Source organism: Mesorhizobium sp. M1423, from assembly GCF_040317575.1.
Taxonomy (GTDB): domain Bacteria; phylum Pseudomonadota; class Alphaproteobacteria; order Rhizobiales; family Rhizobiaceae; genus Mesorhizobium.
Map to the genome: position 1 here is coordinate 298,399 of NZ_JAMYKU010000002.1, position 26,913 is coordinate 325,311.

The window sequence follows — 26,913 nt, forward strand, 5'->3', positions numbered from 1 at the left end:
ATAGCACCGGAGCCGCACTGAACACCAGAGCTACTACTATTCACTATTCACTATTCACATCACCGCCTGGCAAGCAAGAAATCGATGAAGGCTCGCAGCGGCGCGGGAACCTGCCGGGAACTTGCGTGATATAGATAAAAACCCGGAAATCTCGGCGACCAGGCTTCGAGAAAGCGGATGAGCTTTCCCGCTTCGATCCACGGCCGGACCTGGTATTCCAGCATGTACGCCACGCCGACCCCATCCAGAACCGCCCCGATCATCAGGTCCGTATCGTTGACCGTCAGGCCACCGCTGACGGCCACTTCCAGGGCACGTTGGCCTCGGGCGAACTCCCACCGGTAGAGATTGCCGCCGCTCGGCCACTGGAAATTGATGCACTGGTGCTGATGCAGGTCCGCGGGGTGACGGGGTATCGGGTGATGCTGCAGATACCTCGGCGCCGCCACTGCAGCCATCTCGAGCTCCTCGCTGAGCTTCACAGCCACCATATCCTTGTGCAGCCGCTCACCCAGTCTGATTCCAGCATCGAAGCGGCCCTCGACGATGTCGGTGAGCATGTCGTCGACAATGATTGTGAGGGCGATATCGGGATAGGCGCGGCGGAAATCGCCGAGGATCGGCGCGATGAAACGCGTGGCGGCGATGCGCGGAACATTGATGCGCAGCGAGCCTGCTGGCCGGCCGCGTGATGCATGCGCGTCCGCGACGGCGCCTTCCAGTTCGCCGAATGCCGGTGCGATGCGGGCAAACAGCTTCTCGCCCTCAGCGGTCGGCGACATGCTGCGCGTGGTGCGGTTAAGCAGGCGGATACCGAGACGCTCTTCCAGCCCACGTATCGTCTGGCTGAGTGCTGGAGGCGAAATCCTGAGCTTGGCCGCGGCGCGGACAAAGCTTCCCTCTTCGATGATTGCTGCAAATGCCGTGAGTTCGGAAAACTCGCTTCCTCGCATTATGTACCTCAGGCTTAACAAGTCAGTTAGATAATAGGCTATTCTCTGAGCAATAGCATGCCCCTAGCTTTTCCCCGGAACGCCGCTCGATCGAGGCGGCCGTAGCCAGACGAAGGAACAGCCATGCATCGTCCACTCGAAGGCAAGACCGCACTTGTGACCGGCAGCTCGCGCGGCATCGGACGCGCCATCGCCGAGGGGCTCGCGGCCAAGGGTGCTGCCGTGGTCGTCAACTATGTCGGCAACGAGAAAGCAGCCAGGGAAGTCGTTGCCGCCATTGAAGGGATTGGCGGAAAAGCCGTCGCCATCCAGGCGGACGTCTCCAGCATCCCCGACATTCGCAAGTTGTTCGACGAAACCGAACGGCAGATGGGGCCGATTGACATCGTCGTAGCCAATGTCGGCGTCGCCGTCATAAAGCCGCTCGTCGAGGCCACCGAAACGGACTTCGATCATGTGTTCGGGGCCAATGCCAAGGGCACCTTCTTCATGCTTCAGGAAGCGGCGCGCCGCGTTCGCGACGGTGGCCGCATCATTGCCGTCTCCACCGGTGGAACGAAGATGTTCTTCACGCACACGGCGCTTTATCTCGGCAGTAAGGGAGCCGTCGAGCAGTTCGTCCGCGTCCTCTCGCGCGAACTCGGCCCGCGCGCCGTTACCGTGAATGCGCTTTCGCCAGGCTTCACCGACACCGACCTGCTTCCGGAGCGGGACCGGGCCGTGGCCGCCGGCATGTCGCCCTTCGGCCGGATCGGAGCGCCGCGCGACGTCGCCGATGTCGCGGTTTTCCTGGCTTCGGACGAAGCTCGCTGGCTGACCGGCGAGAACATCCAGGCCGGCGGCGGAGTAGCCTGACGCGGGTGAATGGTGAATGGTGAATGGTGAATGGTGACGATTCACCGGAGCGGACGGAACGCAAGAACTACTTCCATTCACTATTCACTATTCACTATTCACTATTCACTATTCACTAATCCGCCATCGTCTCCAGGCTGGCAAACCCCTGCGGCGCATCGCCTTCATCGAATGGCGTCGCCACCTCGACGAAAGTATCGGGATAGAAGCCGTTGAACCGTGTCCTGAGCGACAGCGAGTAGGCGCCGATATGGCCGATCTCGATCCAATCGCCGGTATCGACGGTTTCGGGCAGCCAGAACGGCCGCGACAATATGTCGACGGAATCGCAGGTCGCGCCACAGACCTTGAACGGCACGATGGTCTTGTCCTCGCCATTGCGCGAGCGGATCGCCGGATCGGGGATGAAGCGCGCCGGCAGCGTGATCTTGCCGGTCCATGAATCCGACAGCGACGCCCAGATGCCGTCATTGATGTAGAGCCTTTTGCCCTTGCGCAGCAGCACGCGCACGATCAGCGACAGGCAGCGCGCCACGATCACTCGGCCGGGCTCGGCCACCAGCGGCATCTGATCGAATTGGTACTCTTGGAGGTCGCCCGATAATCGCGACATGATCTGGCCGAGCGACGGCATCTCCGGCTTGCGGCTGTTCGGGTCGTGGCCATATTCGGCCGGAAAGCCGCCGCCGACATCCAGCCCGGCAATGTCGAAACCGACGCGGTTGCGCACCCAGTCGGCCGAAGCCAGCGCCCGCTCATAGGTGTCGGGATCCTCGATCTGGCTGCCGACGTGAAAGCACAGCCCGACCTTGTAGCCCGTCCGGTTCAGCCGTTCGGCGAGTTCCACCGCATTGGCCGGTCCGGCGCCGAACTTCTTCGACAGTTCGTAGGCCGCCGAGCCTTTCGTCTGGATGCGCACGAACACGGTGATGGCACCCGGATCGATGTCGAGCGCCCGCACCACCCTGGTCAGCTTGGTGATTTCGTCCTCATGGTCGAGCGAAATGACGCGGATGGCGTATTTCTCCAGCGCCAGCCTGATGTCCGACTGCGCCTTCACTGGGTGCATGTAGAGCATCTCGGCGTCGGGCGAGACGGCGCGCACGGCGGCGAATTCGCCGGGTGAGGCCACATCGAAGGCGCTGACGCCGGCCTCGACCAGTGCGTTGAGCACGATCTGCTCGCCATTGGTCTTGACCGCATAGGCGGTCTTGCCGGGAAACATGCCCATGAACTGTTTGGCGTCCGCCTTCAGCACCTGCGGGCGGAAGCAATAGATCGGATCGTCCGGGCGCAGCGCCAGCGCTGCCTCGCGGGCATTTTCGAATCGCTGCATGGACGAATCCCTTGACTGAGGCTGCGCACAATTAATCCAAGCTAGCGGCTAATGAAAACAATTCTATGTCTCGCCGCCCCGGCTTCGCGGCGCTACGCCTTTCTGTACGCCGGTTATGGGCGAGCTAGGCCATCGCTCAGGTTTCGGGTGGCCCTTGCGGCCGGATCGGGTATGGCGTGAACAGACGCCTGAAGAGCAAGGCATCTCGTCTGGGAGGACGACCAATGGCGATAGCTGCCACCACCACGATGCGCGGGCCGATGGTGCTCAAGGACTGGGCGCAGCTTCTGCTGCTCGGCGCCATCTGGGGCGGTTCGTTCTTCTTTGCCCGCATTGCGGTGGCGGAACTTCCTCCCGCTGGTGCTGGTGCTGTTCCGCGTCACCATCGCGGCGGCGGCACTTCAGCTCTATCTTGCGGTTCGCGGCCCATCCTTTCGCCTCGCTTTGCCGCATGCCGGCCTGTTCTTCCTGCTGGCGCTCGCCAACAATGTCATCCCTTTCTCGCTGATCTTTGCCGGCCAGACCGAGCTTGGCGCCGGCGTCGCCTCGGTGCTCAATTCGACGACGCCGTTCTGGACGCTGATCCTCGCCAACGCCCTGACCAGCGACGAAAAGCTGTCCTGGAACAAGCTTGCCGGCATCGCCCTCGGTATCGCGGGAACGGCGGTGATGATCGGTCCCGGCCTCGTCGCCGGGCTCGGCGGCCCGGTCTGGGCGAAATTCGCGCTCATCGGAGCGTCACTATCCTATGCGGTTGCGCTGATGATTGCCCGCCGCTTCAAGGGTGTGCCGTCACCGGTCATTGCCACCGGACAATTGACTTGCTCGACCATCATCATGATCCCGGTCGTTCTGTTCACCTACGGGACCGCCAATCTGTTCTCGGCTTCGCCGCCGGTCTGGGCGGCGGTGCTGGCGCTGGCGCTGCTGTCGACCGCCTTCGCCTATATCCTCTATTTCAACCTTGTCGCCTCGGCCGGCGCCACCAACGCCTCGCTGGTCACGCTCATCGTGCCAGCCAGTGCCATCCTGCTCGGCTTCCTGTTCCTGGGCGAGCGGCTCGAACTGTTCGAATTGGGCGGCATGGCGCTGATTGCGCTTGGCCTCGTCACCATCGACGGTCGCCTGTTCGGGCGGCGTTAGAGATGGCGCTATATGGGCGTGATCGCCGGAACAGATGAACCCTGCCATTCCAGACGCCAGAGACCGCCTTGCCGGAGATTCTGAACGAGATCGGGATGGAAGGCGGCGAGGCAGGTCCCGCCAACATGTCTCACGGAAGGATAGACAAAACCGGTCGCGGCGTCTTGCTTGCGGAGTTGCTTCGCCAGCGCCTGACCGGCAGGATAGGCTAAGGCTGTATCCGGATCGAGCACCGGGTCCTTGCTGAACTCAGCGCCGCGCAGATCGTGAAACGAGCCTATGAAGTCGGCAACGAGCTCCGCATAGTCGGTAACGTTTTCGAACCGTTCGATCGCAGCAAGCTCGCGCGTCAGATGAAACGAGACCTCGCCGAGCGCGGTTTCCGCATCGAACGCACAGTACCAGACGCCCCTGGCATCATCGTTGAAACGATTGCCGCCCGGACGGGTGTAAGCGAACGCCGCATTGATGAAGGTGTAGCCCGGCCTCCCGAAAACCAGTTCGCGCGGATCGAGGTCGGGCAATCCCCCTTGCTGCGCCTGAAGACGGCCGCTGGTGGCTCCTTCAAGCTCCGCAAGGTCCTCCATATCTCCATGAATCCTGGCCAACGGCATCAGGACCGGCTCCTTGAGCCTGCCTGTCGAAATCAGCCGGATCGTGTCGCGCTGGGAAATGTCGGCGCGCGGCGGGATCTGCATTCAAAGTCCGCCACGCAAAGCGTCGATGTGTTGGCGAACCTGCAGCAGCTTCGGAATGCCGCCCTCGATCATCACGTCCAGGGGGCGCCGGCCACCATACAGAGGTCCTTTGTTCGGCAACCGCACCCATTCATCGGCAAGCGCTTCGGAAAACAGAAGCCGCAGTCCCTTGAAGATGCCGATCAGGGCGCTGATGCGTGTCAGCGAATCCTGGGAGAGAACGCCCTCCCACTCGCCTTTCTTCATACGGAACCAGGTTCTCTCCGATACGTCGCCGATCAAGGTGCAGATCTCGGTGCTGGTCAGATGCCAGATGTCTGCGAGCCTGACGATGCCGGCAACAGCCGCTGGCGTGAGCCGCGCCCGTGCCGATGCATCCGCCAGATTTGCCGGCAAAGCCTGATTTGCAGGATCGCGAACCGCATAAGCGACACTCATTCCAACCTCCATCACTTGGCAGACAATATACTGCCAATTGGCAGGATATGCAAGTCCCGGCTATCCTCACAACGCGCTGCTGGTTGCCCCATCGCATTCGTATGGCGTGCAGCACCCGGTTGGACATGCAAAGGACGCTCTGACGCTCCGAACCTTCAGTCGGTCCGAAAATCGAATCCGATTTCTGGAGCGGTAGCGCTGCCATTCTCGTTACTGCCCCGGCTTTGCCACAAATTATTCACAGGTCCCGAGCCGGCTTTTGACAAAGAGTTTCAATGCCTAACGGCAAACGGCAGGTCGCAAATTCCACAATCTCGTCGCATTGCAGCAAAGTTTCTGCTTGCCTGTGGCACAAATGACCCTAGACTCTCGCCATAGCTCTTTAAGAGGAGGCTATGACATGGGACTGACGAGGCCGATCAACGCATTGATGATTTGTGCTGCGTTTGCATTCATCGGCGCCCTCATTATGGGCGTCCTTCCATAAGGCCGCTAAGCGGGGGAAGACCAGCACCGAATACTACAAACCATTGAAAGGGCCGGGCATTTTGCCCGGCCTTTTGCATTCCCCCGATCTTTGACATTTCGCTTTACGCCGCGGCCGATCCAGCTGCCTCGACTTCGTGCGACCTGATGCCGATCATGTGGCAGATGGCAAAGACCAGATCGGCCCGGTTCATCGTGTAGAAGTGGAAATCGCCGACGCCGCGCTCGACAAGGTCCAGCACCTGCTCGGCCGCAACCGCGGACGCCACCAGCGCATGCGTTTGCGGGTCGTTCTGCAGCCCATCGAAGCGCTCGGCCAGCCATGCCGGCACCAAGGCGCCGCAACGCGCCGAGAAGTTGGCGACCTGGGTGAAATTGTGCACCGGCAATATGCCCGGCACGATCGGTATGTAGATGCCGGCCCGCCGTGCCCGCTCGACATAGCGTTCATAAAGATCGTTGTCGAAGAAGAACTGGGTGATCGCCCGCGTCGCGCCATTGTCGGCCTTGCGCTTCAGCATGTCGAAGTCGGTGGCGAAATCCGGGCTTTCGGGATGCTTTTCCGGATAGGCCGAGACCGAGATGTCGAAATCGCCGGCGCCCTTCAGCGCATCAACCAGCTCGGCGCCATTGGCATAGCCTTCCGGATGCGGCCGGTAGGCCGCGCCGACGCCCTCGGCCGGATCGCCGCGCAGGGCGACGAAACGCTTGACACCCATATCGGCGAATTCCCGGATCACCGCATCGACCTCATGACGCGCCGCGTCGACGCAAGTCATATGCGCCGCCGGCGTCAGCGTCGTTTCGTTGAGGATGCGCTTGACGGTGCGGGCCGTGCGCTCGCGGGTCGAACCACCGGCGCCATAGGTGACGGAGACGAATTTCGGCTTGAGCGGCTCCAGCCGGGTGACCGTATCCCACAGCCTTGCTTCCATCTCATCGTTTTTCGGCGGAAAGAACTCGAACGAAACCCTGACCTTGTCGCCGATGTCGGGGCGGCGGGAGAAGCGGAACTGGTTCATCAGGCGGTTTCCCCTATCGGATACGCATTGGCCGGTTGTCTGTCGTTGGAAGGCTCGGCAATCAGCATGCGCCGATCGCGGCCGAGCCAGAGTTTGACGGTGAGCTTGGCCTCATTGCCGCCGCGCGGCTCGAATTCCTGGCTGTCCTCAAGGTCGAGGCCCGCCTCGGAAAACCAGTCGCCGATTTGCCGGTCGGAGAAGCCGAGACGCATATGCGCGTGCTCGTCGCGCAAGAACTCCAGCGTGTGCGGCGCGAAATCGACGATCACCAGCCGGCCGGCCGGGCGCAACAGCCGTGCCGCCTCGCGGATGGCGCGGGCAGGATCGTCGAGATAATGCAGCACCTGATGGATGGTAACGAGATCGAAGGCGTCGCGCTCGACCGGCGGCGCAAAAATATCGCCCTGCCGCACCTGCGCATTCGAAACGCCGGCCTTGTCGAGATTGGCGCGCGCCACCGTCAGCATCTCGCGCGACATGTCGATGCCGACACCGCGCCGATAAAGCGGCGAAAAGATCTCGAGCAGCCGCCCGGTGCCGGTGCCGAGATCGAGCATTGACTGGAACGGCCGCTTGCCGACGAGCTTGACGAGCGCTGCTTCGACCGCGCGGTCCGGCACGTGCAGCGAGCGGATATGGTCCCAGCTTGCGGCGTTTACCGAGAAATATTCGGCAGCCCGGTCCTGCCGCTTGCGCTTGACCGCGGCCAGCCGTTCGAGATCACGCTCGACCTGCGGATCGGCGCCGCGGATGCCGGAGACCAGCCTGAGCACGAAATCGCGCGAGGTGTCGGAATCCGAAAGCCGGAAGAAGGCCCACGAGCCCTCCTGGTAGCGGCCGATCAACCCGGCCTCCAGCAGCAGTTTCAAGTGGCGCGAGACGCGCGGCTGCGACTGGCCGAGGATTTCGGTGAGATCGGAAACGGTCAGGTCGCCGCGCGACAGCAGTGCCAATATGCGCAGCCGGCTGGATTCGGCCGCCGCCTTCAATGTATCTACCATCGTGTCGAGAGCGACATGCATGCGAGCATTCTCTTTGAAAAAGATATAAACATATGTTTATGTCGATTTTGATAGGCTTGCAAGCGCTATGTCGCTTCCGGACAAGAAAATGACGCATGCGTGGCGGATCGCGCAAAGCCGCAAGCATCGAGGCGAGAACCATGTTCGAAACGCGCAGCGGCGAAAAGCTTCTGGAAACCGACCCGGAAACGATGCCGCCGGATGGCCATGTCGTCTTCATCGGCCGCATCGCTTCGCCTTGGACGACACGGGAGACTTGCCCCAAAAACATGAGGGCCGCGCGGGAAACGGGACAGCCGGCGCACTTGGTCATCGACCCGCTCTACCGGGATGGCCTGCTTGGGCTGGAACGCGCCAGCCACGTGATCATCCTGTCCTGGCTGCACCATGCGCCGCGGCAACTGATTGTCCAGAAACCCCGCCATGCAGTTGAACCGAAGGGCGTCTTTTCGCTGCGCTCCCCTGCCCGGCCGAACCCAATTGGGCTGCATGTCGCCAGGCTGGTTGCCGTCGACATCGATATCGGCCGCATCGATCTCGACGCCATCGACGTGCTCGACGGCACGCCGGTCATCGACATCAAGCCTTATTTCGCTTCGACCGATGCCTTCGCCGAGGCGACCATGGCCGGGCGGGACGAGTCACCCAGACCGGATGAGCAGTGAGCGCCCCGACCGGCCGCCGCCGCGCTATCGCCAAGGCGCTGACAGCGCTCCTGCCGCTGGCGCCCTATGCCGACATGGAAAAGATCCGTGCCGATGCCGGCGCCGTGCATATGAAGACCTTGCCGCCGAGCATTGCCGTATGGCTGGCGACAATAGCCCACATCCGCCATATGCACACCGACTACGAAAAGCTGCTGGCCGAAGGCTATGACCGCGATTCCGCGCGCTTCTTCGTCATCGAACAGACCAACATCGTGCTCACCCGCTGGCGCGCCACCCGCTTGCTCGACGATGGCGATGAGGCATAGAGCGATGCAAGCACACGCGTCGAGTTCTACGCTCTTCACCATTGTGATTGGCGAAATCCAGGGATGACAGCCAATCTCCAAAGTTGCAGGACTGAACGAGGCGCTAAACTAGCGTGCCAGCAAGCTCAAGGCAGTCGCGACGATGTCGGCGACCGGACGCGTGCCATCCAAGGTTACTGCCGCCTCGTCCGTCGCTGGCGCCTCCAGCGTGGCGAACTGGCTGTCGACCAGGCTTGCCGGCATGAAGTGGCCCTTGCGATTGCCGACGCGCCGCATCGCCGTTGCCGGGTCGATCTCCAAATAGACGAAAACGATATCCGGGCAAAAGCCGCGCAGGCGATCGCGATAGCTGCGCTTCAGCGCCGAGCAGGCAGCGACCACACCTTGCCCGCTTGCGATCGACGCGGCCATGCGCTGGCCGATCGCGTCGAGCCAGCCCTCGCGCAGCGCGTCGGTAAGCGGTTGTCCGCTCGCCATGCGCGCGACGTTTTCGGGCGGATGCAGCCTGTCGCCTTCGATAAAGAGGGCGCCCAATGCTGCTGCAAGCGCGTCGCCGACGACCGACTTGCCGCATCCGGCAACGCCCATCACCACGATGGCGGGTATCGTTCGAACAGTGCTCGCCGGCTTATATGACACGTCGTTCCCGGTCATGCAGGTCAGCGGCTTGCCGGCGCGCGGCCATAGAGCAGCAGCATAGCGACGATGACGACGCCGTAGATGATCTGCCGCCCCGCCTCCGGCATCTGCATGACGGAGAGAATTGATTGCAGGAGCGTGATCAGGATGACGCCGGCGACGGTACCGAGATAGGAGCCCCGCCCGCCGAGGATCGAGGTGCCGCCGAGCACCACGGCGGCGATCGACGGCAGCAGATAGGCATCGCCCATCGACTGTGCCGCCTTGGAGGCATAGCCGGCCAACAGCACGCCGCCGAAGGCCGAGAGCCCACCCGAAACCGCAAAGGCGATCATCACCACGCGCCGTGTGTCGATGCCGGAAAGATAGGCGGCACGCTCGCGGTTGCCGATGCCGTAGACAGTGCGGCCGAAGCCGGTGCGGGTCAGCACGAACACCATTGCGGCGCCGATCAGCGCCCAGATGAGAACTGCGTTCGGCACGCCAGGAACGGCAAAGCCGGTCGCCAGATAGCGCATCGCACCGGTTGCCGAATCCTGCGGCGAGAAACCGCCCGTATAGACCACCATCAGCCCCTGCGCGACCGCGTTGGTGGCGAGCGTGATGATCATCGAGGGAATGCGCAGATAGGCGACGCCAATGCCGTTGACGATGCCGATCAGGACACCGCAGAAGATGCCGAACGGAATGGCAAGCGCCACGCCGACAGGGCCGTACGCGGCTGCGGCACAGGCCATCATGGCGCCGACCGCCACCGACCATGGCACCGACAGGTCGATCTGGCCGAGCAGGATGACCAGCATCATGCCGGTGGCGATGACGCCCAGAAACGAGGCCACCTTGAGCTGCTGCAGCAGGTATTCAGGCGACAGGAAGCTGCGCGAATAGAGGCTGCCGAGCAACAGCAGCAGCACGATACAAGCGAACGCCGTCAGCACCGCCGGGTCGGCGCGGCGGAGGAATTTCGGCATGCGGCCGGCGAGACCACTCACAGTCGTTTCGCTCACAGGAACCACTCCAGCCGGTTGCGGACCCGGAACAGGGCGAAGGCGCCGAGGCTGACCGCGATCAGCAGGATGACGCCCTGGAACAGAGGCTGCCAGAGCGGATCGAAATCGAAGACGAACAGCAGGTCGCCGATGGTGCGGAAGGCAAGCGCGCCGAAGATCGCGCCGATGGCGCTGCCCTTGCCGCCGAACAGCGACACGCCGCCAAGCACGACCGCGGCGATTGAAAACAGCGTATAGGCGTTGCCGCTCGCATAGGCCGCATCGCCGGTATAGGTGAAGAACGTCAGGAACAGCCCGCCGATCGCGGCAAGCAGCCCGGCAAGCGCATAGGCGGCGAACTTTCCACGCCGGATCGGCACGCCGGACATGTAGGCCGCCATCTCCGAGGAGCCGGCTGCATAAGCGGCGCGGCCGAGCACCGACCGGCTGAACGGCACCCAGACGACAAGCACGACCGCCACCAGCGCCACCAGGCTCGCCGGCACAATACCAAACAGGCGCCCGGTCAGCGCGTCGGCGAGCCCCTCATTGACCGAGCCGCCCGGAAACGGCCGCAGCAGCAGCGCGATGCCGAAATAGACCGCGCCGGTGGCGATGGTGGCGACGATCGGCTGCAGGCGCCCATAGATAACGATGGCGCCGTTGATTGCCCCGCACAGCAGCCCGGTGCCGAGCACGGCGATGACGCCGAAGGCGGTCTCGATGCCGGTGCCGACGACCAGCCACGACGCCAGGCAGTTGGTCAGCGTGAAGATCATGCCGACGGAGAGGTCGATGCCGGCGGTGATCACCACCAGCGTCTGCGCCATGGCGACGAAGGCGAGCAGCACGCCCTTGTTCGAAGCCGTCTGTACGACGTTGGCGGTGAAGCCCGCCGGATGGTTCGAGGTGTAGATGACGAACATGACGACGAAGATGCCGAACGCCAGCAGCGTTCCGCGCTGTTCGGCAAGCCAGTAGCGCCAATCCTTCACGCGTCCGCTCCTTGCTTTGGCATCTCTTCGTGAATGTTGAGCGCGCTGGCGATCAGCGCCCGCTCGGTGATTTCGGCGCCGACCAGTTCACGCTTCACCGCCCCGTCATAGAGCACCAGCACCCGGTCGCAGCAGCCGATCAGCTCGTCATAGTCGGTCGAATAGAACAGAATTGCCGCGCCCTGGTCGGCAAGCTTGCGCATCAACTGGTAAAGCTCCTGCTTGGTCCCGACATCGATGCCGCGTGTCGGGTCGTTGAGCAGGATGATCCGCGGCTGCCGCATCAGCCATTTGGCGATGACGACCTTCTGCTGGTTGCCGCCGGACAGCGCGCCGACCGGAATGTCGAGGCCGGCCGTCTTGATCGCCAGAAGACCGACCATGTCGTCGATCAGCCGCTGCTCGGCGGCGCGATCGATGATGCCGGCCCTGGACAGCCGGTCAAGGGCGGCGAAGGAGAGGTTTTCACGCACCGTCATCGGCAGCATCAAGCCTTCGGTCTTGCGGTCCTCCGGGATCAGCGCCATGCCGATCCGGTCATCGCGCGCGGCGGCCGGGCTGGCGATCGCCACCGGCCTGCCGTCGATCAGGATTTGGCCGGACAGGCCGCGCAGCACACCGAAGAAGGCGAGCAGCAATTCGCGCTGGCCCTGGCCGTCGAGGCCGCCAAGCCCTACCACCTCGCCCGCCCCGACCGACAGCGAGACATCGTGCAGCCGATCCGTCCATGACAGGCTGCGCGCCTCGAGAACCGGCGCGGCTGTAGCAGCCGCCCGCGCGGGCTTGGGCGGAAAGATGTGGCTGTATTCGCGCCCGATCATCAGTTCGACGACCTCATTGTCGCTCTTGGTGCCGGCCGCATAGCTGGCGACATTGCGGCCATTGCGGAACACCGTGCACTGGTCGGCCAGCTCGGCGATCTCGTTCATGCGGTGCGATATGTAGAGCAGCGCCAGCCCTTCCGAACGCAACCGCTTCAACACGGCAAAAACCCTGGCGACGTCAGCGGCGGTCAGAGCCGAGGTCGCCTCGTCGAGGATCAGGATGCGTGGCTTGCGCGCCAGTGCCTTGGCGATCTCGACCATCTGCCTTCTTGAAAGAGGAAGATCCTTGACCAGCGCCAGTGGATGGATATCGGAGGCGCCGGCGCGAGCCAGGGCTTCTTCCGCAACGCGGCGCTGTGCCTTGCGGTCGATCATGCCGAAACGCTTGGGCGGATCGGAAATGGCGATGTTGTCAGCCACGCTGAGTTCGGGGACGAGCGACAGTTCCTGGAAGATGCACACGATGCCGGCCTGGTTGGCGGCGGCCGGCGAAGCGAAGGTCACTTCGCTTCCGTCCAGCATCATGCGGCCTTCGTCGGGCGCGACGACCCCCGCCATGACCTTGATCAGCGTCGATTTGCCGGCGCCGTTCTCGCCGAGAATGGCGTGGATGCTGCCTGGAGTGACCGACAGCTCGGCCTTTTCCAGCGCCCGCACGCCGCCATAGCGCTTGGATATGCCTTCCATGCGGAAGAGCGGAACCGCACCGTCCATCGGCCCTCCCCAGGCGCTTGGCAATCAGGATGTCGAGCGCCGACGCCGCGGGATTTCCCGCGGCGTCGGGCTGTTGGAGCTTACTGGTTTTCCTTGCTCTGGCCCATGATTTCCTGCGCCGTGAAATTGATGCCGCAGGTCGGGAAGGAATTGCCGACGAAGAAATTGTCGGACTGGTCGGGGAAGTAATCCTGGCCTGCCTTGAAGTTCGGATCCTCGACGATCGCCAGCGGCAGCTTGACCGCTTGCGGCACAACCTGGCCTTCAAGTGCCGCAATCGCTGTCTTGATGGCAACCGCAACCTGGGCCGGGCCGGTACCGGCCGACGAGCATTTCAGGCCGTCAGCGGCGAACTTGGCGCAGAATTTGCGGAAGCCATTCTCCGTCTCGCCGCCGAACGGCACGAACGGATGCTTGGCATCGATCATCGCCTGCACGATGCCGGTATCGCCGCCCTGCCCGGTAACGCCGTCGAAGGGACCATTGGTGGCAATGGCGTCGGCCGAAGCCTTTTGCGCAACGCCGTCATCCCATTTGCCAACGACCTCGGTGACATCCCACTTCTTGCCGGACGCGTCGAGAACCTCGTGGATGCCGTTGTGACGGTCGGTGTCGACGGACGTGCCGGCGACGCCGCGCACTTCCAGCACCTTGCCGCCGTTCGGCACATGCTTGACCAGCCAGTTGCCCCACAATTCGCCAAGGCCTTTCTGGTCGACATTGACGTTGATGGCATCCTTGGTGTCGAGGATGTTGTCGAAAGCGACCAGCACGACGCCGGCTTCCTTGGCCCGCTTGATGACAGGGCCGAATGCGGTCGGGTTCTGGGCGTTGACGACAATCGCGTCATAGCCGGAATCGATGAAATTGTTGATTGCCGAAATCTGGGCCGGCACGTCTTCGCCGGTCGAGACCACCTTGAATTCCTTGAGCTTGGCCGCGACCTCCGGCTGCGCCGCATAGGCCTTCGCCGTCTGCACCATCTGGATGCGCCACGTGTTGGCGATGTAGCCGTTGGCCAGAGCGATGCGGTACGGGCCGTCTTTTTTGGGGAACTTGAAGAACTGCGTATCGGCAGACCAGGGCGCGAAGCACTCAGGCTCGGCCGATGGCCCCTTGACGATTTCAGGATCGGCGATCGCCGACGAGCTCAGCATGACAAAAGCAGTGGCGGCAACGATACCGCCAACGAGTGACTTGATCATCGATATTCCTCCCAGTTGCAGTTTTGTTTGTTGTTACGTCGATGAATTTGCGCGTTCCCGGCCCGGCACCTCCCGCCTTACCCGTTGCGCGTTCAGGTGGCCGAATGCCGACCCGATTTCCTCCTTTATTGCCCGGCTAATCCAGCAAAAAACTATCATATTATACATAATAAACAAGCATGAGCTGTCGCTTATGTATAATAAACAGACTCCGCTCTTCGAGGCGAAATTCCGACCGTGGAAAGTGGTAGCGCTACCATGACGTTATGTAAAGCGCCATTTACATTGCGTTGAGCTCGCTTCAGCGCGCCGTGCTTTCACGCCGCTTGAGTTCGAAGCCGAGGTCGACGACCCGCTGCTCCGGCCTGTTGCCCTCGATAGCCGCAAGCGCCATAGCGACAGCCCGCCGGCCGATCTCGTAGCGATAGGTCCGAACGCTGGTGACCGACGGGAAAGCAACCTCCATCATGTCGAGATCGTTGAAGCCGACGATGCCGATCGTCTTCGGCACGGCGATCGAAGCGCGATGGCATTCGAACAGCACGCCAAGCGCGATATCGTCATTGTTGCAGAATACCGCGTCGAGGCTCGGCACCTTGGCCAGCGCGTCGCGGAACAATTCGCGGCCGAGTGTCACGCTGGAGGGCACCGGCGTCGTGGTCGTGAGCCTCGGATCGAACAGGCCGGCCGCCTCCATCGCCGCGCGATAGCCGGCAAGCCGCCGCTGCGAACGCGGATCCATGCGCGCGCCGATGAAGCCGATCCGGCGATAGCCCGCCTCGATCAGATGTTCCGCCGCCGCCTTGCCGCCCTCGAAATGTGAGAAACCGACCATCATGTCGACCGGATCGGGCCCGGTCTCCATCACCTGCACCACCGGACAGCCTGCCGTTTCCAGCAGTTTTCGCGAGGCCGGCGTCTGGTCGATGCCGGCCACGATCAGCGCGGCCGGGCGTTGCGGGCCAAACACCTGCAGCAGCCGCTCTTCCTCGAGGCCGGAATAGTGGGTGTTGCCGAGCTGGATGCGGAAAGGGCCGTCCGACAGGCTGTCGTAGATGCCGCGCACCACTTCGGCAAAGACGTTGTTGGTAAGCGACGGTACCAGGACGCCAAACACCTCGGCGCGCGCCGAAGCCAGCGCCCGCGCGTTCGGGTCGGGCACATAGCCGAGCTCGTTCACCGCAGACTCGATCTGGCGGCGCAGATCTTCCGAGACACGCCCCGGCTCACGCAAGGCGCGCGATACGGTAATGGCGCCGACGCCGGCCTTGCGGGCGACGTCGGCGATGGTCGGGCGGCCGCCGCCGCGGCGCGAGCGCGGCTTGATCACTATACTCGTCCCGACGCCGGGCAACCGCCCAGACGCGACCGTGAGACGATGTTCAGGGTCTTTGCCACTGCTGCCTTGCCAACCCGTTGCCACACCTTGTCTGGCGTCGCGCAGCCTTCGGCTATTGTCAAGCGACGGCCGGAGAGACTGTGCCCGTATCGCCGTGCTTCAGGCCGTCACAGCAGCGCTGCGGCGGGCCTTCCACAGCAGCAGCGCCATGGCCAAAATGTTCAGCAGGTTCCAGGCAATGCCGTTGAGGAACGCGGCGGCATACGAACCGGTCAAATCGTAGATCCAGCCCGACATCCAGCCGCCGATTGCCATGCCGAAGATGGTCGCCATCATAACGATGCCGACGCGCTGGCCAGCCTCTTTGGCAGGCATATATTCGCGCACGATGATCGCATAACAGGGCACGATGCCGCCCTGCGACAGGCCGAAGACCAGCGAGACGACATAAAGCGAGGCCAGCCCGTCGAACGGGATATAGAACAACAGCGACAGGCATTGCAGCACCGAGCCGATCAGGAGGGTTTTCACGCCGCCGATGCGATCGGCAAGGAAACCCGAGCCAAGCCGGCTGACGACGCCGGCCGCCAGCATGATCGACAGCATATCGGCGCCATGCGCCACGCCGTAGCCGAGATCCATGCAATAGGCGACGATATGGACTTGCGGCATCGACATCGCCACGCAGCAGCCGAGCCCGGCGACGATGAGCAGCGCCTGCAAGGCCGCCGGCGACAGCGAGATCGGCTGGACCACGCGGCTGCCCGGCGATCCGGGAGCCGCCTGGGGCGGTGCGCCGCGCCGGAGCAGCAGGATCAGCGGCACCATGGTGACCAGGCAGACGACACCGATCGCGGCATAGGTGAAGCGCCAGCCTTCGGTCTGCATGACATAGGGCATCGCCGTCGGCCAGATCGCTCCGGCGAGATAGTTGCCGGACGCGGCAGCCGTCACCGCAACGCCGCGGCGCCGGTTGAACCAGTGCGAGATGTCGGCAATCAGCGGCCCGAAGATCGCCGACGAGCCGACGCCGATCAACAGGCCCTGGACGAGGGTGAACTGCAGGATCGAACTGGTCAGCGACGCCAGCAGGAAGCCGGCGCCAAGTGTAATCGCGGCAATCAGCGCCGGAACCCAATACCCCACGCGGTCGATGGCGCGGCCGAACAGCACATTGCCGGCGGCAAAGCCGACCATGGTCGCGGTATAGGGCATCGAGGCAGCGGCGCGATCGACGCCGAATTCTGCCTGCACGGCGGGCAGCACCACGACCACCGCCCACATGCCGACCCCGCCTATGGTTGCCAGCAGCATCGAGACGCCGAGCCGTATCCAGGCATAGGCACTGTCGATGCCGGAACTTGCTGCCTGGTTTGAGACGATGGGGGTCAAGAACGTTTCCTGTCCGCAGTTCTTAAATCGGCGGTTCTGACCACTATCAGCGCATTCGCATCGCGGAGCAGCGCCACGACGGGCCAATCCGTGGCTCCAGGGATTCGGGCCGAAGTGGAACAGTGGCGCACCATAGGGCGTTTTCTTTTCGAACGAGCTTGTGGAAGGAGTTTGCCATGACCGCGCAACGGAAATGGTCTGCCGACGTCACCGAGCATAGCGACGCGCTGGATCTCGAGGAGCACATCTTCGAATCCCACGATCCGAGGAAGATCGCCGCCTCGCTGAAGCGGTCGGCCGAGCACAGCGACCGGCGCAAGGCGGGGCCGTTTCAATCCGCCATGTCGATGCTGAATTTCTACATCAACCGCGCCGGCAAGAACCTGCCGGCGGCGCAGAAGAAAGTGCTGGAGGACGCAAAGGACGAACTGCGCGTCCTTTTTGGCCGCCCAAAGGAAGACTAGAATCGGTCACTATTGATTGGTTCTGCCAAATCAGGCTGAACTGGACCTAGTGACAGGGCCTCTTTGTCGCCAGTCTGCAGGCTGGCTTGCATTCGCAAGCCTGCAAAAGCCTGGCGTCATGACGGTCAAGATCGGCATCAATCCCATCACCTGGAGCAATGACGACGTCCCGGCGCTTGGCGGCGACACGCCGCTGCAGACCTGCCTGTCCGAAACCGCACAGGCCGGTTATCGCGGCACCGAGCTCGGCGGGAAATTTCCGCGCCAGGCTGAGGTGCTTGGGCCGCTCCTGTCCTCCTATGGCCTGGAACTCGTCTCCGGCTGGTATGATGGCCGCATCCTCGACCGTACGGTCGAAGAGGAATTCGCGGCGATTACCCCGCATCTGGCGTTGCTGCGCGACCTCGGCGCCAAGGTCGTCGTCTATGCCGACACCTCGCGCGGTCGCCATAACGGCATTTTCGCACCGATCTCCGAGCGTCCGCGCCTCGCCGACGGCGACTGGCGGGCCTATGGCGAGAAACTGACCGCCCTCGCCGACAGCATGGCCGCATTCGGGGTCGGCATGGCCTTCCACCACCACATGGGTACCTTCGTCGAGACGGACGATGAAGTCGACAGGCTGATGGCGGCGACGGGCCGAAGCGTCGGCCTTTTGTTCGATACCGGCCACTGCCTGTTTTCGGGCGGCGACCCGCAATCGCTGTTGCAGCGGCATCTCGACCGTATCGTGCATTTCCATTGCAAGGATGTTCGCACGGCGGTGCTGGAAAAGGCACGCCGCGAGGACATGAGCTTCATGGCGGCGGTAGTGGACGGCATTTTTACCGTGCCCGGCGATGGCTCGGTCGATTTCCTGTCATTGCTGAAACCCCTCGCCGCGCGCGGCTATGAGGGTTGGATCGTTGTCGAGGCTGAGCAGGATCCGGCCAAGGCGCATCCGCTGACCTATGCCAGCAAGGGCTATTTCTCGCTGCTCGCCACCGCCCGGCAGGCCGGCTTCGAAGTGGCGACGCGGCAGGCAAACTGACCGGCCCGCATTGCGAGCCGGAGGAACATAATGGGCGCGCGCCTCGATGGGGTTAGCGACGCGAATGCGCCCGGCGATCCGCGCCGCCTTGCTCCCTGCGCGGCGCGGATCGCAGAATCCCGGCTCTGGATTTCAAACCCCGACGTTCGAGCTTGAGGCCGGCCGGAAGCCGTGCCTTGATGCAACCGAGGAGGAGCGACATGGCTTTCGAAGCTGCGCTTGGCATGGAACGGCTTTGCACCATCCGGGAGATTGCCGAGAAGGCGGAACTTGGCGCCGCCACCGTTCATCGCGCGCTGAAGAACAGCCGCGAGGTCCACCCCGAAACCAGGCGACTGGTGCTTGATACCGTCTGTCGGCTCAACGAGGAAAAGATCGCCCGCGCCGCCCGGTTCGTCGGGGGATAGTGCCTTGGCCGACCACATGCGCCTTTCCCTCGACATCATGTCGGTCGACCGCGCTTCGGAAGAACCGATGCATCGTCAGATCTACGGCGCCTTGCGACGCTTCATCCTTGACGGCCAAATCCCGCAGAACACGCTGCTGCCGTCGACGCGCTCGCTGGCCGAAGACCTCAAGGTCGGGCGCAACACGGTCATCGCCGCCTATGACCAGCTCCTTGCCGAAGGTTTTATCGAGGCGCGCGCCGGATCGGGCACCTGGGTAGCGCCGATCCAGCAGAACCGTCCCTTGGCATCGCTGCGCGCCGGACTGGCAGCGCCGCAAAAACTGTCGCGGCGCGGCCAGACCATCGTCAACGGCCCGCAACCGCCGCGTAATGCCGGCGTCATCAATTTCCATCCCGGCGTGCCTGAAACGGCGTCGTTTCCGTTCACCATCTGGTCAAGCCTTCTGGTGCGTAATGCACGCAGCCGCGACGAGAGCCTGCTTGGCTATCTCTCCTTTGCCGGCCACCCCGGCCTGCGTCAGGCCATTGCCTCGACCATCGGCCTGTCGCGCGGCATCAGCTGCACCGCCGACCAGGTGATCATCGTCACCGGTGCACAAGCAGCACTCGATCTCGTCTCGCGCGTGCTGATGGACGAAGGCGACCATGTCTGGATGGAGGAGCCCGGCTATCTCGGCGCCAAGAGCGCCTTTCTCGCCAGCGGCGCCAGGCTGGCACCGTTGAAGGTCGACCGGCGTGGCTGGCATCTTGCCGATCCGGAGCTGCCGCCGCCGCGGCTGATCTATGTGACGCCATCCTGCCAATGGCCGTTCGGCACCATCATGCGCATCGAGGAGCGATTGCAGTTGCTCGACATCGCCGAACGCAACGGCGCCTGGATCGTCGAGGATGACTATGACGGCGAATACCGGTTCCGCGGCCGGCCGGTGCCGGCGCTGCGCGGGCTCGATCATGCCGACCGCGTCGTCTATATCGGCAGCTTCGGCAAGACGCTGATCCCGGCGCTGCGCATCGGCTATCTGATCGTGCCGCGCGAACTGTCGGTGCCGTTCGACCGGGCGGTGAGCATCACCGGCCAGTTCGCGCCGCTGATCCTGCAGGCAACGGTCAACGATTTCATCACGCAGGGCTATTTCGCCACGCACCTCAAACGCATGCGCCGGCTCTACGCGCGCCGGCAGGCGAACTTCGTCAAGCTGTGCCAGGAGCATCTGGCGGAATGGCTGACCGTCACGGAAAACGATTCCGGCATGCAGCTGCTGGCGAGCTTCGTCAGGCCCTACAAGGACAGCGACGTGGTCGCCGCCGCCGTCAAGGAGGGGCTCGACGTCCAGGGCATCTCGATCAACTACCATTCCACAGAACCCGAGCACGGCCTGCTGCTCGGCTATGCGGCAATGGACGAACGCCAGATCCTGCGCGCGGTGCTGGCGCTGCGCGCCGCGTTCCTAAGGTTGGACAGAAGCTAGAGCCAGGCTTCCCCAATCCGGGCTTTCCGGCGCCGGCGCATGTTGCCTGGCAAGATCGGGAATCCCTAGGATCCCGGCTAGCGACGCCGATGCAGCCAAGGCAGCGCCCGCTTCGCTCTCTTGGCGCGAAGAGATCGCCCCCACGGATCAGCCGCGCGCGCTTACCCTACTGCTTGATCTCGGGTTCGACGAGTTTCGCCAGATTTCGCAGCGACTCCTGCCAGCCGAGATAGCAGGCCTCAACCGGGATGGCATCTGGAATACCGGCCTGCGTGATATTCACTTCGGTGCCGACCGACACTTTCTTCAATGTCACGGTCACCTCGATCTCGCCGGGCAGGTTGGGGTCGTCGAACCGGTCGGTGTAGCGCAGCTGCTCATTGGGCACGAGCTCGACATATTCGCCCCCGAACGAGTGGCTGTCGCCGGTGGTGAAGTTGCGGAAGGACATTTTGAACGTACCGCCGACTTTCGCCTCGAAGTGATGAACCGTGCAGGTGAAGCCGTTCGGCGGCAGCCATTTCGCAAGTGCATCCGCTTCGAGGAACGCGCGGTAGACTTTCTCCGGGCTGGTTGTCAGAACGCGGTGCAGACGTACGGTGCCGGGCATATCGTTAATCCTCCGTGGTTGGTGATCGATGCCCCTAGGACGAGCGGGAGCCCGGCCTATCCGACACGGGCCTGCGGATTTTTTGACGACCGGTTAAGCCGGCCGGAATCCTCGCCCGGCCGCCGGACAAGGAACTCGGCCGCAGGGTAGCAAACCGCGTCGGAACTGGTCTAGTTCACACTGTCGAACTTCTGCAGATCAACCGGTGCCGCTTTGCGCAATTCGACATCATCCAGCGAAGCATTTTCCAGCGCCACCCGCGCCGCCGCGTCGATGTTGTGGATCATGTCCTGAATGTCGGTATCGTCATGCGCCGGGTTCATGGCGATCATCACCGTGCGATTGAGGATGTCGAGCGAGCGCTTGCCGAGGTCGTCGGCGTAATCCAGCCGCAGGCCCTGGTTCTCGGGCAATGCATAAGGATTGAGCGCCGGATGATGCGCCCCTTCATGCATCAGCACCTGGTCCCACTGGGTGAAATTGTGACGGCCGGTCTTGCCGGCAACGACGCTCGGAATGGTCTTCGAAAAAGTCTGCGCCGCCTGCTCGCTCGGCAGTAGGTACATCACCTGTGCGGCGCAATCGTCGTCCGGGCTGTTCATCGGCGACGGTGTCAGACCGAGATTGCCGAGATGGCGGGTGCCGGCCAGCACCATCTTCTTCTCGGCGCGCATCGCCTCGATGATGCCGTCCAGTCGATCGAGTTGGACGTTGAGCATCGCCCCCATCAGTTCGGAAGCACGCGCGCCGATGCCGGCGAAGGGTTTGATGCTGTCGCTTCTGCCCTGCCAGTAGAAATGGCAAGGGTCGATGGCGCAGCGCGCCCGCTCCGCCACTTTCGGGTCGCTGGTGGCAATGCCGCCGCCCTCGCCCGAGGTCATGTTCTTGAAGTAGTTGAAGGAATAGGCGCCGGCATGGCCGATCGAGCCGAGCTTGCGGCCCTCATAGCCGCCGCCGATGCCTTGGCAGACATCCTCGAGCACCAGCAAGCCGCGCTTGGCAGCAATGTCCATGATCGCATTCATGTTGCAGGCCGCGCCCCACATATGCACCGGGATGACCGCCCTGGTGCGCGGCCCGATGGCATCGCGCAAGGCGACGGGATCGATGGTCAGGCTCTCGTCGATGTCGACGATGACGGGAATGGCCCCGACCGACAGCACCGCGGTCGCTGTCGCCATATAGGTGTGCGCGGGCACCAGGACCTCGTCCCCCGGACCGATGCCGAGCCCGATCAGGCCGGCCGCGAGCCCATAGGTGCCGCTGGCGGCCAGTGCGAAATGCTCGACGCCAAGATGCTGCGCATAGCGGGCCTCGAAGCGGTCGCATTCGCTGTCCTTGCCGTAACGAAACAGCGCGCCCGAGCGGATCACCCTGGCAATGGCTTCGATTTCCTCTTCGCCGGCGGTGTACATGGCAGGCCTCCAAGTTACTTGGTAGTTTGGGTCACTTGGTAATGTGGGTCGCTTGATGGTGTGGACAGCTGTAGGCTTGTGGGCACAGTTTGGAAGAACCACTCCGCCGCTATTCGACCAAGCCATCTGCGCCCGGAAGACGGTTCCTATGAGTGGTTTTGAACCCTGATTGGAGAAATCGGCAGCTAAGTGTCTCAGCCGGCAGGCAAATCGTACCCATCCGAATTCGCCAAAGTGGCCCTGTCGGAAAGCCAGCTTTCGGCGTTCCATTCCGGCCAGTTGGGCAAACGGTTGGTTCCATGAAATACGGGACACACTTTGGAAGACCCTCGAGACCGGCGCGCCGGCGGAAAGGCCGACATTCGTGAACGCCGCCGGCTCCAGCAAACGGATCGTGCTCCACGAGGACGATGTCGGCATGTGCCACGGCGCCAACAGCGCCTTTCTCGAATTGAACGGGCTAGGTGTCTGCAGTTCCGGCGCGGTGATGGTGCCGTGCCCGTGGTTGCTCGAAATGGCCGAAAGCGCCGCAGCCAACCCTGGCCTTGACCTTGGCGTCCACCTGACGCTGAACAGCGAGAAACAGCACTACAAATGGCGGCCGCTGACCGCGCCGTCGCGGGCGGCCGGCCTGACCGACGAGTTCGGCTTCTTATGGCCCGACGTGGCGACCACGCGCCGCAAGGCGGTGCCGCAGGCGGTCGAGGCCGAGCTTCGCGCCCAGATCGACACCGCCTATCGCGCCGGCATCGACGTCACCCACCTCGACGCGCATATGGGCGCAGCATTGTCGCCCGAATTTTGCGACATCTACATCAAGCTCGGGCTCGAATATCAGCTGCCCGTGCTGCTGACCAAGACCCTGTCCGCTTATTCCCCCAACGACAATCTGGTCGGCGTCACCGAGGAGGCGTTCCAGCGCGGCGTGGCGCTGGCCCGCGCCGGCGGCTTTGCCATTTTCGACGCCGCCATCCAGACGACCTGGGGCCGGCCGCGCTCCAGGCCGATCGAGCCCGTTTACAAAGCGCTCATCGAGGGTGTGCGCGAGGGCCTGACTTTCTTTTGCCTGCATTGCAACGCGCCCGGTGAACTCGAGCTGATCGAGCCGCGCTCCGCCTATATCCGCACCGAAGAGTACGAGCTGTTCCGCGACCAGGGCTTTCGCGACTGGCTCGCCGCACAGCCGATCGATGTCATCGGCATGAAGCCGTTGCGCGAGGAGCTTCGCGCAGCACTCTCGGCCGGGCGATCGTCAACATCAGCCCGCGGCAACAACGCGGGCGAACAGCGATTGACGTCGGCAAAGGCCCGCAAAGCGGCCACCCGATCCGCGACGTGAGCCGATCGTCGCGGCCGGAAAACGGCGCCAGAGGGATTGGAACTGCAACGACAAATGGGAGAATAAGATGAAAACTCTTCTGAAAGCGGCATTGGGCGCCTTCGTCACGGCGGGCCTGATGACAGGCATTGCATATGCCGCGGGCCTCAAGGATCCGAAGGACGTCCACATCACGTTCGTCGTGCATGGGTCGGCGTCCGATCCCTATTGGTCGGTGGTCAAGCGCGGCGTCGATGACGCGGCCGCCCTCACCGGCGCCAAGGTCGAATATTACGCGCCGCAGGTCTTCGACGTGGTCGAGCAGGCCCGGCTTCTGGACGCCGCCATCGCCACCAAGCCGGACGGCATCGCGGTCTCCATCGCCGACGCCAATGCACTCGGCAAATCCGTCAAATCCGGGCTTGCCGCCAATATTCCGATGGTGGTTCTGGATTCCGGCGAGAAGGAAGGCGCCGAGCTCGGCACCACGCTCTATGTCGGCACCGTTTCCGAATATGATTCCGGCAAGAAGGCCGGCGAGCGGCTGGCCAAGGAAGGCACGCTCAAGGTCGTCTGCATCAACCACGAGGTCGGCAATGTCAGCCTCGACCAGCGCTGCCAGGGCCTCAATGACGGGCTGAAGCCATCCGGCGGCGGCACCGAGGTTCTGGCCGTGGCGCCCGATCCCGCCGACATCCAGCGCCGCACCGAAGCCTATCTGTCGGCGCATCCCGACACGCAAGCTGTCTTTGCGCTTGGTGCCACCGCCGCCAACCCGTTGATCCCGATGTTCCGCGACAAGGAACTGTTCGGCAAGCTCAAGCTCTACACTTTCGACATCAGCCCGGAGGTCCTCGACTCTGTCGTCGCCGGCGAAATGGGCTTCGGTATGGATGCCCAGCAATATCTGATGGGCTATCTGCCGGTGATCTATCTGGTCGAGCAGGCGACGCACGGCTTCTGGCCGCAGAACAACGCCTATACCGGGCCGCTGTTCATCGACTCGCCAGAAAAAGCCAAGGCGATCCTGGCCCTCGCCAAAGAGGGCATCCGCTAGGCCAGCACTCCGACGGAACGGGAGAATGCGCCAGGCGCTCTCCCGATCCGTTCGAAGATTGTGAATTGAGCGATTGGAGAGCCTAATGGCGGTCGTGGAAGACAAGGCGATACCTCCGGGCGAACTGAAGGCGACCGACCGCTTCGGCATGACGTCGAAGCGGGCCGCCGGCGCCGACGAGCGGCTGGCCAGCACCGGCAAGCTGACCCAGTGGCTGCGCCGGCCGGAAGCCGGTGCTGCCGGCGGGCTGCTTGCGACGATCATCATCTTTGCGCTGCTGCCGGGCGCGGCGAACCTCTATTCGCTGCAGGGGTCGATGACCTTCCTGACGCTGTCGGCGGAGCTCGGCATCGTCGCCACGGCAGCAGCACTTCTCATCATCGCCGGCGAGTTCGACCTTTCGGTTGGCTCCATGGTCGGCTTTGCCGGTGTCGTCATCGGGCTAACTGTGAAGTACTGGGGCCTGCCGCTATGGGGCGGCATCGCCTGTGCCTTCGCCGTTGCCATCCTCACCGGCTATCTCAACGGCCTGATCGTGGTGAAGACGCGCCTGCCCTCCTTCATCGTCACGCTCGCCACGCTCTATATCCTGCGCGGACTGTCGATCGGCATCACCCGCGCCGTCACCGGCCGCACCCAAATTCCCTACATCCTCGAAGGCGTACCGGACCCGGCGACGGCCGGCATTTTCAACGGCCATCTGCTCACCGGCCTGTTCCACTGGATGGGCGCGCAAGGCTGGATCGGCACCCGCAGCGACGGCATTCCCTTCGTCGCCGGCATTCCGATGTCGATCGTCTGGTGGCTTGGCCTGACGGCGCTGGCCGGCTACGTGCTCACCCAGACGAAATACGGCAACTGGATCTTCGCCACCGGTGGCGACCTGATCGCAGCTCGCAACGTCGGCGTGCCGGTCGATCGCGTCAAGATCAGCCTGTTCGTCTACACCGCTTGCGCGGCGACGCTGCTTGCCACCATCCAGGTGATGGAGGCGGGCTCCGCCGACACCACACGCGGCCTGCTCAAGGAGTTCGAGGCGATCATCGCCGCCGTCATCGGCGGCGTGCTGCTCACCGGCGGCTACGGCACAGTCTATGGTGTGCTGTTCGGCGCGCTGATCTTCGGGCTGGTGCAGATGGGCATCTTCTACACCGGCATCGACACCGACTGGTTCAAGGTCTTCCTCGGCATCGTCATCCTGATGGCCGTGCTGGTCAACAACTACATCAGGCTGAAGGCGCTCGGCCGCGGAGGTGGCAAATGACCGAGCGGGCCCAAATGAGCGAACCCGCAATGGAACTGCGCGGCGTCAGCGTCAATTTCGGCTCGGTGCGCGCGCTCCAGGACATCGACATCAAGGTCTATCCGGGCGAGGTCCACTGCCTGCTCGGCGACAACGGCGCCGGCAAGTCGACGCTGATCAAGGTTCTGTCCGGCGTCTACCGGCCGAGCAAAGGCGAAATCCTGGTCGACGGCAAGCCGGTCACCTTCCGCAGCCCGCGCGACGCGCAGGAGCTCGGCGTGGCAACGGTGTTCCAGGACCTCGGCATGATCTCGCTGATGTCGATCACCCGCAACTTCTTCCTCGGCCGCGAACCGACCAAAAGCAGCCTGCCCTTCTCGCGCATCGACAAGGAGCGCGCCAACACTATCGCCAGGCAGGCAATGGCCGATATCGGCATCGATGTGCGCGACCCGACGCAAGCCGTCGGCACGCTGTCGGGCGGCGAGCGCCAGTCGGTGGCGATCGCCCGCGCCGTACATTTTGGCGCGCGCGTGCTGATCCTCGACGAGCCGACTTCGGCACTCGGCGTCCACCAGGCGGCGATGGTGCTGAAGTTCATCATCGAAGCGCGCATGCGGGGCCTGGCCGTGATCTTCATCAGCCACAACATCCACCATGCCTATCCGGTCGGCGACACCTTCACGCTGCTCAACCGCGGCCGCAATCGCGGCACCTACGCCAAATCGGACATCTCGCGCGACGAGGTCATCTCGATCATGTCGGGCGGCGAGGATCTGAAGGCGGTCGAGGCGGAGATTGCCGGCCTGCTCGCCCAGATCGGCAACCGGCCGCCTGCGGCGGCTTGAGCTGACAATCGGACATTGCGGGGAATG

26 protein-coding genes and 1 pseudogene are annotated in these 26,913 nt (G+C 63.4%); 12 read left to right on the top strand and 15 right to left on the bottom strand.

The genetic code is table 11. The features are described from left to right. Window positions 1-59: 59 nt before the first annotated feature. Window positions 60-953 carry a LysR family transcriptional regulator gene (locus NKG95_RS04235; RefSeq protein ID WP_352481552.1) on the bottom strand — a complete coding sequence of 298 codons (894 nt, stop codon included), beginning with the start codon at window positions 951-953 and terminating at the stop codon, window positions 60-62. 123 nt (window positions 954-1,076) lie between these two features. Between NKG95_RS04235 and NKG95_RS04240 the strand changes: the two genes are divergently transcribed. Further along, window positions 1,077-1,808 (top strand): SDR family oxidoreductase, encoded by a 732-nt coding sequence (locus NKG95_RS04240; protein ID WP_353040028.1) that lies wholly within the window; start codon window positions 1,077-1,079, stop codon window positions 1,806-1,808. Between the two features lie 115 nt (window positions 1,809-1,923). Here the strand turns inward: NKG95_RS04240 and NKG95_RS04245 are convergent, their stop codons facing one another. After that, window positions 1,924-3,144, bottom strand: a complete 1,221-nt coding sequence (locus NKG95_RS04245) for an alanine racemase (RefSeq protein WP_023721223.1) — start codon at window positions 3,142-3,144, stop codon at window positions 1,924-1,926. A gap of 224 nt (window positions 3,145-3,368) precedes the next feature. On the opposite strand from NKG95_RS04245, the pseudogene NKG95_RS04250 reads away from it, so the two are divergent. Next, window positions 3,369-4,287 (top strand): annotated as a pseudogene (locus NKG95_RS04250) (DMT family transporter). Between the two features lie 8 nt (window positions 4,288-4,295). Here NKG95_RS04250 and NKG95_RS04255 read toward each other — a convergent pair. The 4 genes from NKG95_RS04255 to NKG95_RS04270 all read right to left on the bottom strand — a co-directional run bounded on the left by NKG95_RS04255 (window position 4,296) and on the right by NKG95_RS04270 (window position 7,953). Beyond that, window positions 4,296-4,901, bottom strand: a complete 606-nt coding sequence (locus NKG95_RS04255; RefSeq protein ID WP_353040029.1) for an RES family NAD+ phosphorylase — start codon at window positions 4,899-4,901, stop codon at window positions 4,296-4,298. Window positions 4,902-4,985: 84 nt separating this feature from the next. Further along, window positions 4,986-5,423 carry an MbcA/ParS/Xre antitoxin family protein gene (locus NKG95_RS04260; RefSeq protein WP_023676794.1) on the bottom strand — a complete coding sequence of 146 codons (438 nt, stop codon included), beginning with the start codon at window positions 5,421-5,423 and terminating at the stop codon, window positions 4,986-4,988. Between the two features lie 590 nt (window positions 5,424-6,013). Next, on the bottom strand, window positions 6,014-6,931 hold the full coding sequence (gene metF, locus NKG95_RS04265) for a methylenetetrahydrofolate reductase [NAD(P)H] (protein WP_023676795.1): 918 nt from the start codon (window positions 6,929-6,931) through the stop codon (window positions 6,014-6,016). Continuing rightward, window positions 6,931-7,953: an ArsR/SmtB family transcription factor gene (locus NKG95_RS04270; protein WP_352917621.1), complete on the bottom strand. Its 1,023-nt coding sequence runs from the start codon at window positions 7,951-7,953 to the stop codon at window positions 6,931-6,933. Before NKG95_RS04270 ends, metF begins: the two co-directional genes overlap by 1 nt. 140 nt (window positions 7,954-8,093) lie before the next feature. On the opposite strand from NKG95_RS04270, the gene tsaA reads away from it, so the two are divergent. Together tsaA and NKG95_RS04280 are read left to right on the top strand one after the other, a co-directional pair. Then, window positions 8,094-8,618 (top strand): tRNA (N6-threonylcarbamoyladenosine(37)-N6)-methyltransferase TrmO, encoded by a 525-nt coding sequence (gene tsaA / locus NKG95_RS04275; RefSeq protein ID WP_352998764.1) that lies wholly within the window; start codon window positions 8,094-8,096, stop codon window positions 8,616-8,618. Beyond that, window positions 8,615-8,926 (top strand): DUF2293 domain-containing protein, encoded by a 312-nt coding sequence (locus NKG95_RS04280; protein ID WP_352481556.1) that lies wholly within the window; start codon window positions 8,615-8,617, stop codon window positions 8,924-8,926. Before tsaA ends, NKG95_RS04280 begins: the two co-directional genes overlap by 4 nt. A gap of 108 nt (window positions 8,927-9,034) precedes the next feature. Here the strand turns inward: NKG95_RS04280 and NKG95_RS04285 are convergent, their stop codons facing one another. The 7 genes from NKG95_RS04285 to NKG95_RS04315 all read right to left on the bottom strand — a co-directional run bounded on the left by NKG95_RS04285 (window position 9,035) and on the right by NKG95_RS04315 (window position 17,023). Continuing rightward, the gene (locus tag NKG95_RS04285; RefSeq protein ID WP_353040030.1) at window positions 9,035-9,580 is read right to left on the bottom strand and encodes a gluconokinase; all 546 of its coding nucleotides are present in this window, start codon (window positions 9,578-9,580) and stop codon (window positions 9,035-9,037) included. Window positions 9,581-9,585: 5 nt separating this feature from the next. Beyond that, window positions 9,586-10,572 carry an ABC transporter permease gene (locus tag NKG95_RS04290; protein WP_023721231.1) on the bottom strand — a complete coding sequence of 329 codons (987 nt, stop codon included), beginning with the start codon at window positions 10,570-10,572 and terminating at the stop codon, window positions 9,586-9,588. Beyond that, the gene (locus NKG95_RS04295; RefSeq protein WP_023721232.1) at window positions 10,569-11,549 is read right to left on the bottom strand and encodes an ABC transporter permease; all 981 of its coding nucleotides are present in this window, start codon (window positions 11,547-11,549) and stop codon (window positions 10,569-10,571) included. Before NKG95_RS04295 ends, NKG95_RS04290 begins: the two co-directional genes overlap by 4 nt. Next, window positions 11,546-13,087: a sugar ABC transporter ATP-binding protein gene (locus NKG95_RS04300; RefSeq protein ID WP_352481559.1), complete on the bottom strand. Its 1,542-nt coding sequence runs from the start codon at window positions 13,085-13,087 to the stop codon at window positions 11,546-11,548. Before NKG95_RS04300 ends, NKG95_RS04295 begins: the two co-directional genes overlap by 4 nt. Before the next feature lie 80 nt (window positions 13,088-13,167). After that, window positions 13,168-14,292: a sugar ABC transporter substrate-binding protein gene (locus NKG95_RS04305; protein ID WP_352481560.1), complete on the bottom strand. Its 1,125-nt coding sequence runs from the start codon at window positions 14,290-14,292 to the stop codon at window positions 13,168-13,170. Between the two features lie 301 nt (window positions 14,293-14,593). Then, the gene (gene gntR, locus NKG95_RS04310) at window positions 14,594-15,622 is read right to left on the bottom strand and encodes an HTH-type transcriptional regulator GntR (protein WP_352481561.1); all 1,029 of its coding nucleotides are present in this window, start codon (window positions 15,620-15,622) and stop codon (window positions 14,594-14,596) included. A 168-nt stretch (window positions 15,623-15,790) separates the two neighbouring features. Beyond that, window positions 15,791-17,023, bottom strand: a complete 1,233-nt coding sequence (locus tag NKG95_RS04315) for an MFS transporter (protein ID WP_353021075.1) — start codon at window positions 17,021-17,023, stop codon at window positions 15,791-15,793. Between the two features lie 176 nt (window positions 17,024-17,199). Between NKG95_RS04315 and NKG95_RS04320 the strand changes: the two genes are divergently transcribed. The 4 genes from NKG95_RS04320 to mocR all read left to right on the top strand — a co-directional run bounded on the left by NKG95_RS04320 (window position 17,200) and on the right by mocR (window position 20,395). Further along, a complete protein-coding gene (locus tag NKG95_RS04320; protein WP_023721237.1) occupies window positions 17,200-17,487 on the top strand; it encodes a DUF3175 domain-containing protein in 288 nt (95 codons plus the stop codon). Window positions 17,488-17,605: 118 nt separating this feature from the next. After that, window positions 17,606-18,517 (top strand): myo-inosose-2 dehydratase, encoded by a 912-nt coding sequence (gene iolE, locus NKG95_RS04325; RefSeq protein WP_353040031.1) that lies wholly within the window; start codon window positions 17,606-17,608, stop codon window positions 18,515-18,517. A 200-nt stretch (window positions 18,518-18,717) separates the two neighbouring features. Then, window positions 18,718-18,924 carry a LacI family DNA-binding transcriptional regulator gene (locus NKG95_RS04330; protein ID WP_023721239.1) on the top strand — a complete coding sequence of 69 codons (207 nt, stop codon included), beginning with the start codon at window positions 18,718-18,720 and terminating at the stop codon, window positions 18,922-18,924. 4 nt (window positions 18,925-18,928) lie between these two features. Next, window positions 18,929-20,395: a rhizopine catabolism transcriptional regulator MocR gene (mocR, locus tag NKG95_RS04335; RefSeq protein ID WP_245274662.1), complete on the top strand. Its 1,467-nt coding sequence runs from the start codon at window positions 18,929-18,931 to the stop codon at window positions 20,393-20,395. A gap of 166 nt (window positions 20,396-20,561) precedes the next feature. Here mocR and NKG95_RS04340 read toward each other — a convergent pair whose 3' ends face one another. After that, window positions 20,562-21,005 carry an SRPBCC family protein gene (locus tag NKG95_RS04340; RefSeq protein ID WP_352481566.1) on the bottom strand — a complete coding sequence of 148 codons (444 nt, stop codon included), beginning with the start codon at window positions 21,003-21,005 and terminating at the stop codon, window positions 20,562-20,564. Between the two features lie 170 nt (window positions 21,006-21,175). After that, complete coding sequence (locus NKG95_RS04345) at window positions 21,176-22,420, bottom strand: DegT/DnrJ/EryC1/StrS family aminotransferase (protein ID WP_023721241.1); 1,245 nt, start codon at window positions 22,418-22,420, stop codon at window positions 21,176-21,178. Window positions 22,421-22,784: 364 nt separating this feature from the next. Here NKG95_RS04345 and NKG95_RS04350 point away from each other — a divergent pair, with 364 nt between their 5' ends. The 4 genes from NKG95_RS04350 to NKG95_RS04365 all read left to right on the top strand — a co-directional run bounded on the left by NKG95_RS04350 (window position 22,785) and on the right by NKG95_RS04365 (window position 26,886). Continuing rightward, window positions 22,785-23,759, top strand: coding sequence for a polysaccharide deacetylase family protein (locus tag NKG95_RS04350; protein WP_353040032.1), 975 nt, complete (start codon window positions 22,785-22,787; stop codon window positions 23,757-23,759). Window positions 23,760-23,826: 67 nt separating this feature from the next. Continuing rightward, on the top strand, window positions 23,827-24,795 hold the full coding sequence (locus NKG95_RS04355) for a rhizopine catabolism ABC transporter substrate-binding protein (protein ID WP_023721243.1): 969 nt from the start codon (window positions 23,827-23,829) through the stop codon (window positions 24,793-24,795). Window positions 24,796-24,943: 148 nt separating this feature from the next. Beyond that, a complete protein-coding gene (locus NKG95_RS04360; protein ID WP_352547088.1) occupies window positions 24,944-26,059 on the top strand; it encodes an ABC transporter permease in 1,116 nt (371 codons plus the stop codon). Window positions 26,060-26,073: 14 nt separating this feature from the next. Further along, on the top strand, window positions 26,074-26,886 hold the full coding sequence (locus NKG95_RS04365) for an ATP-binding cassette domain-containing protein (RefSeq protein ID WP_353021083.1): 813 nt from the start codon (window positions 26,074-26,076) through the stop codon (window positions 26,884-26,886). Window positions 26,887-26,913: the final 27 nt, after the last annotated feature.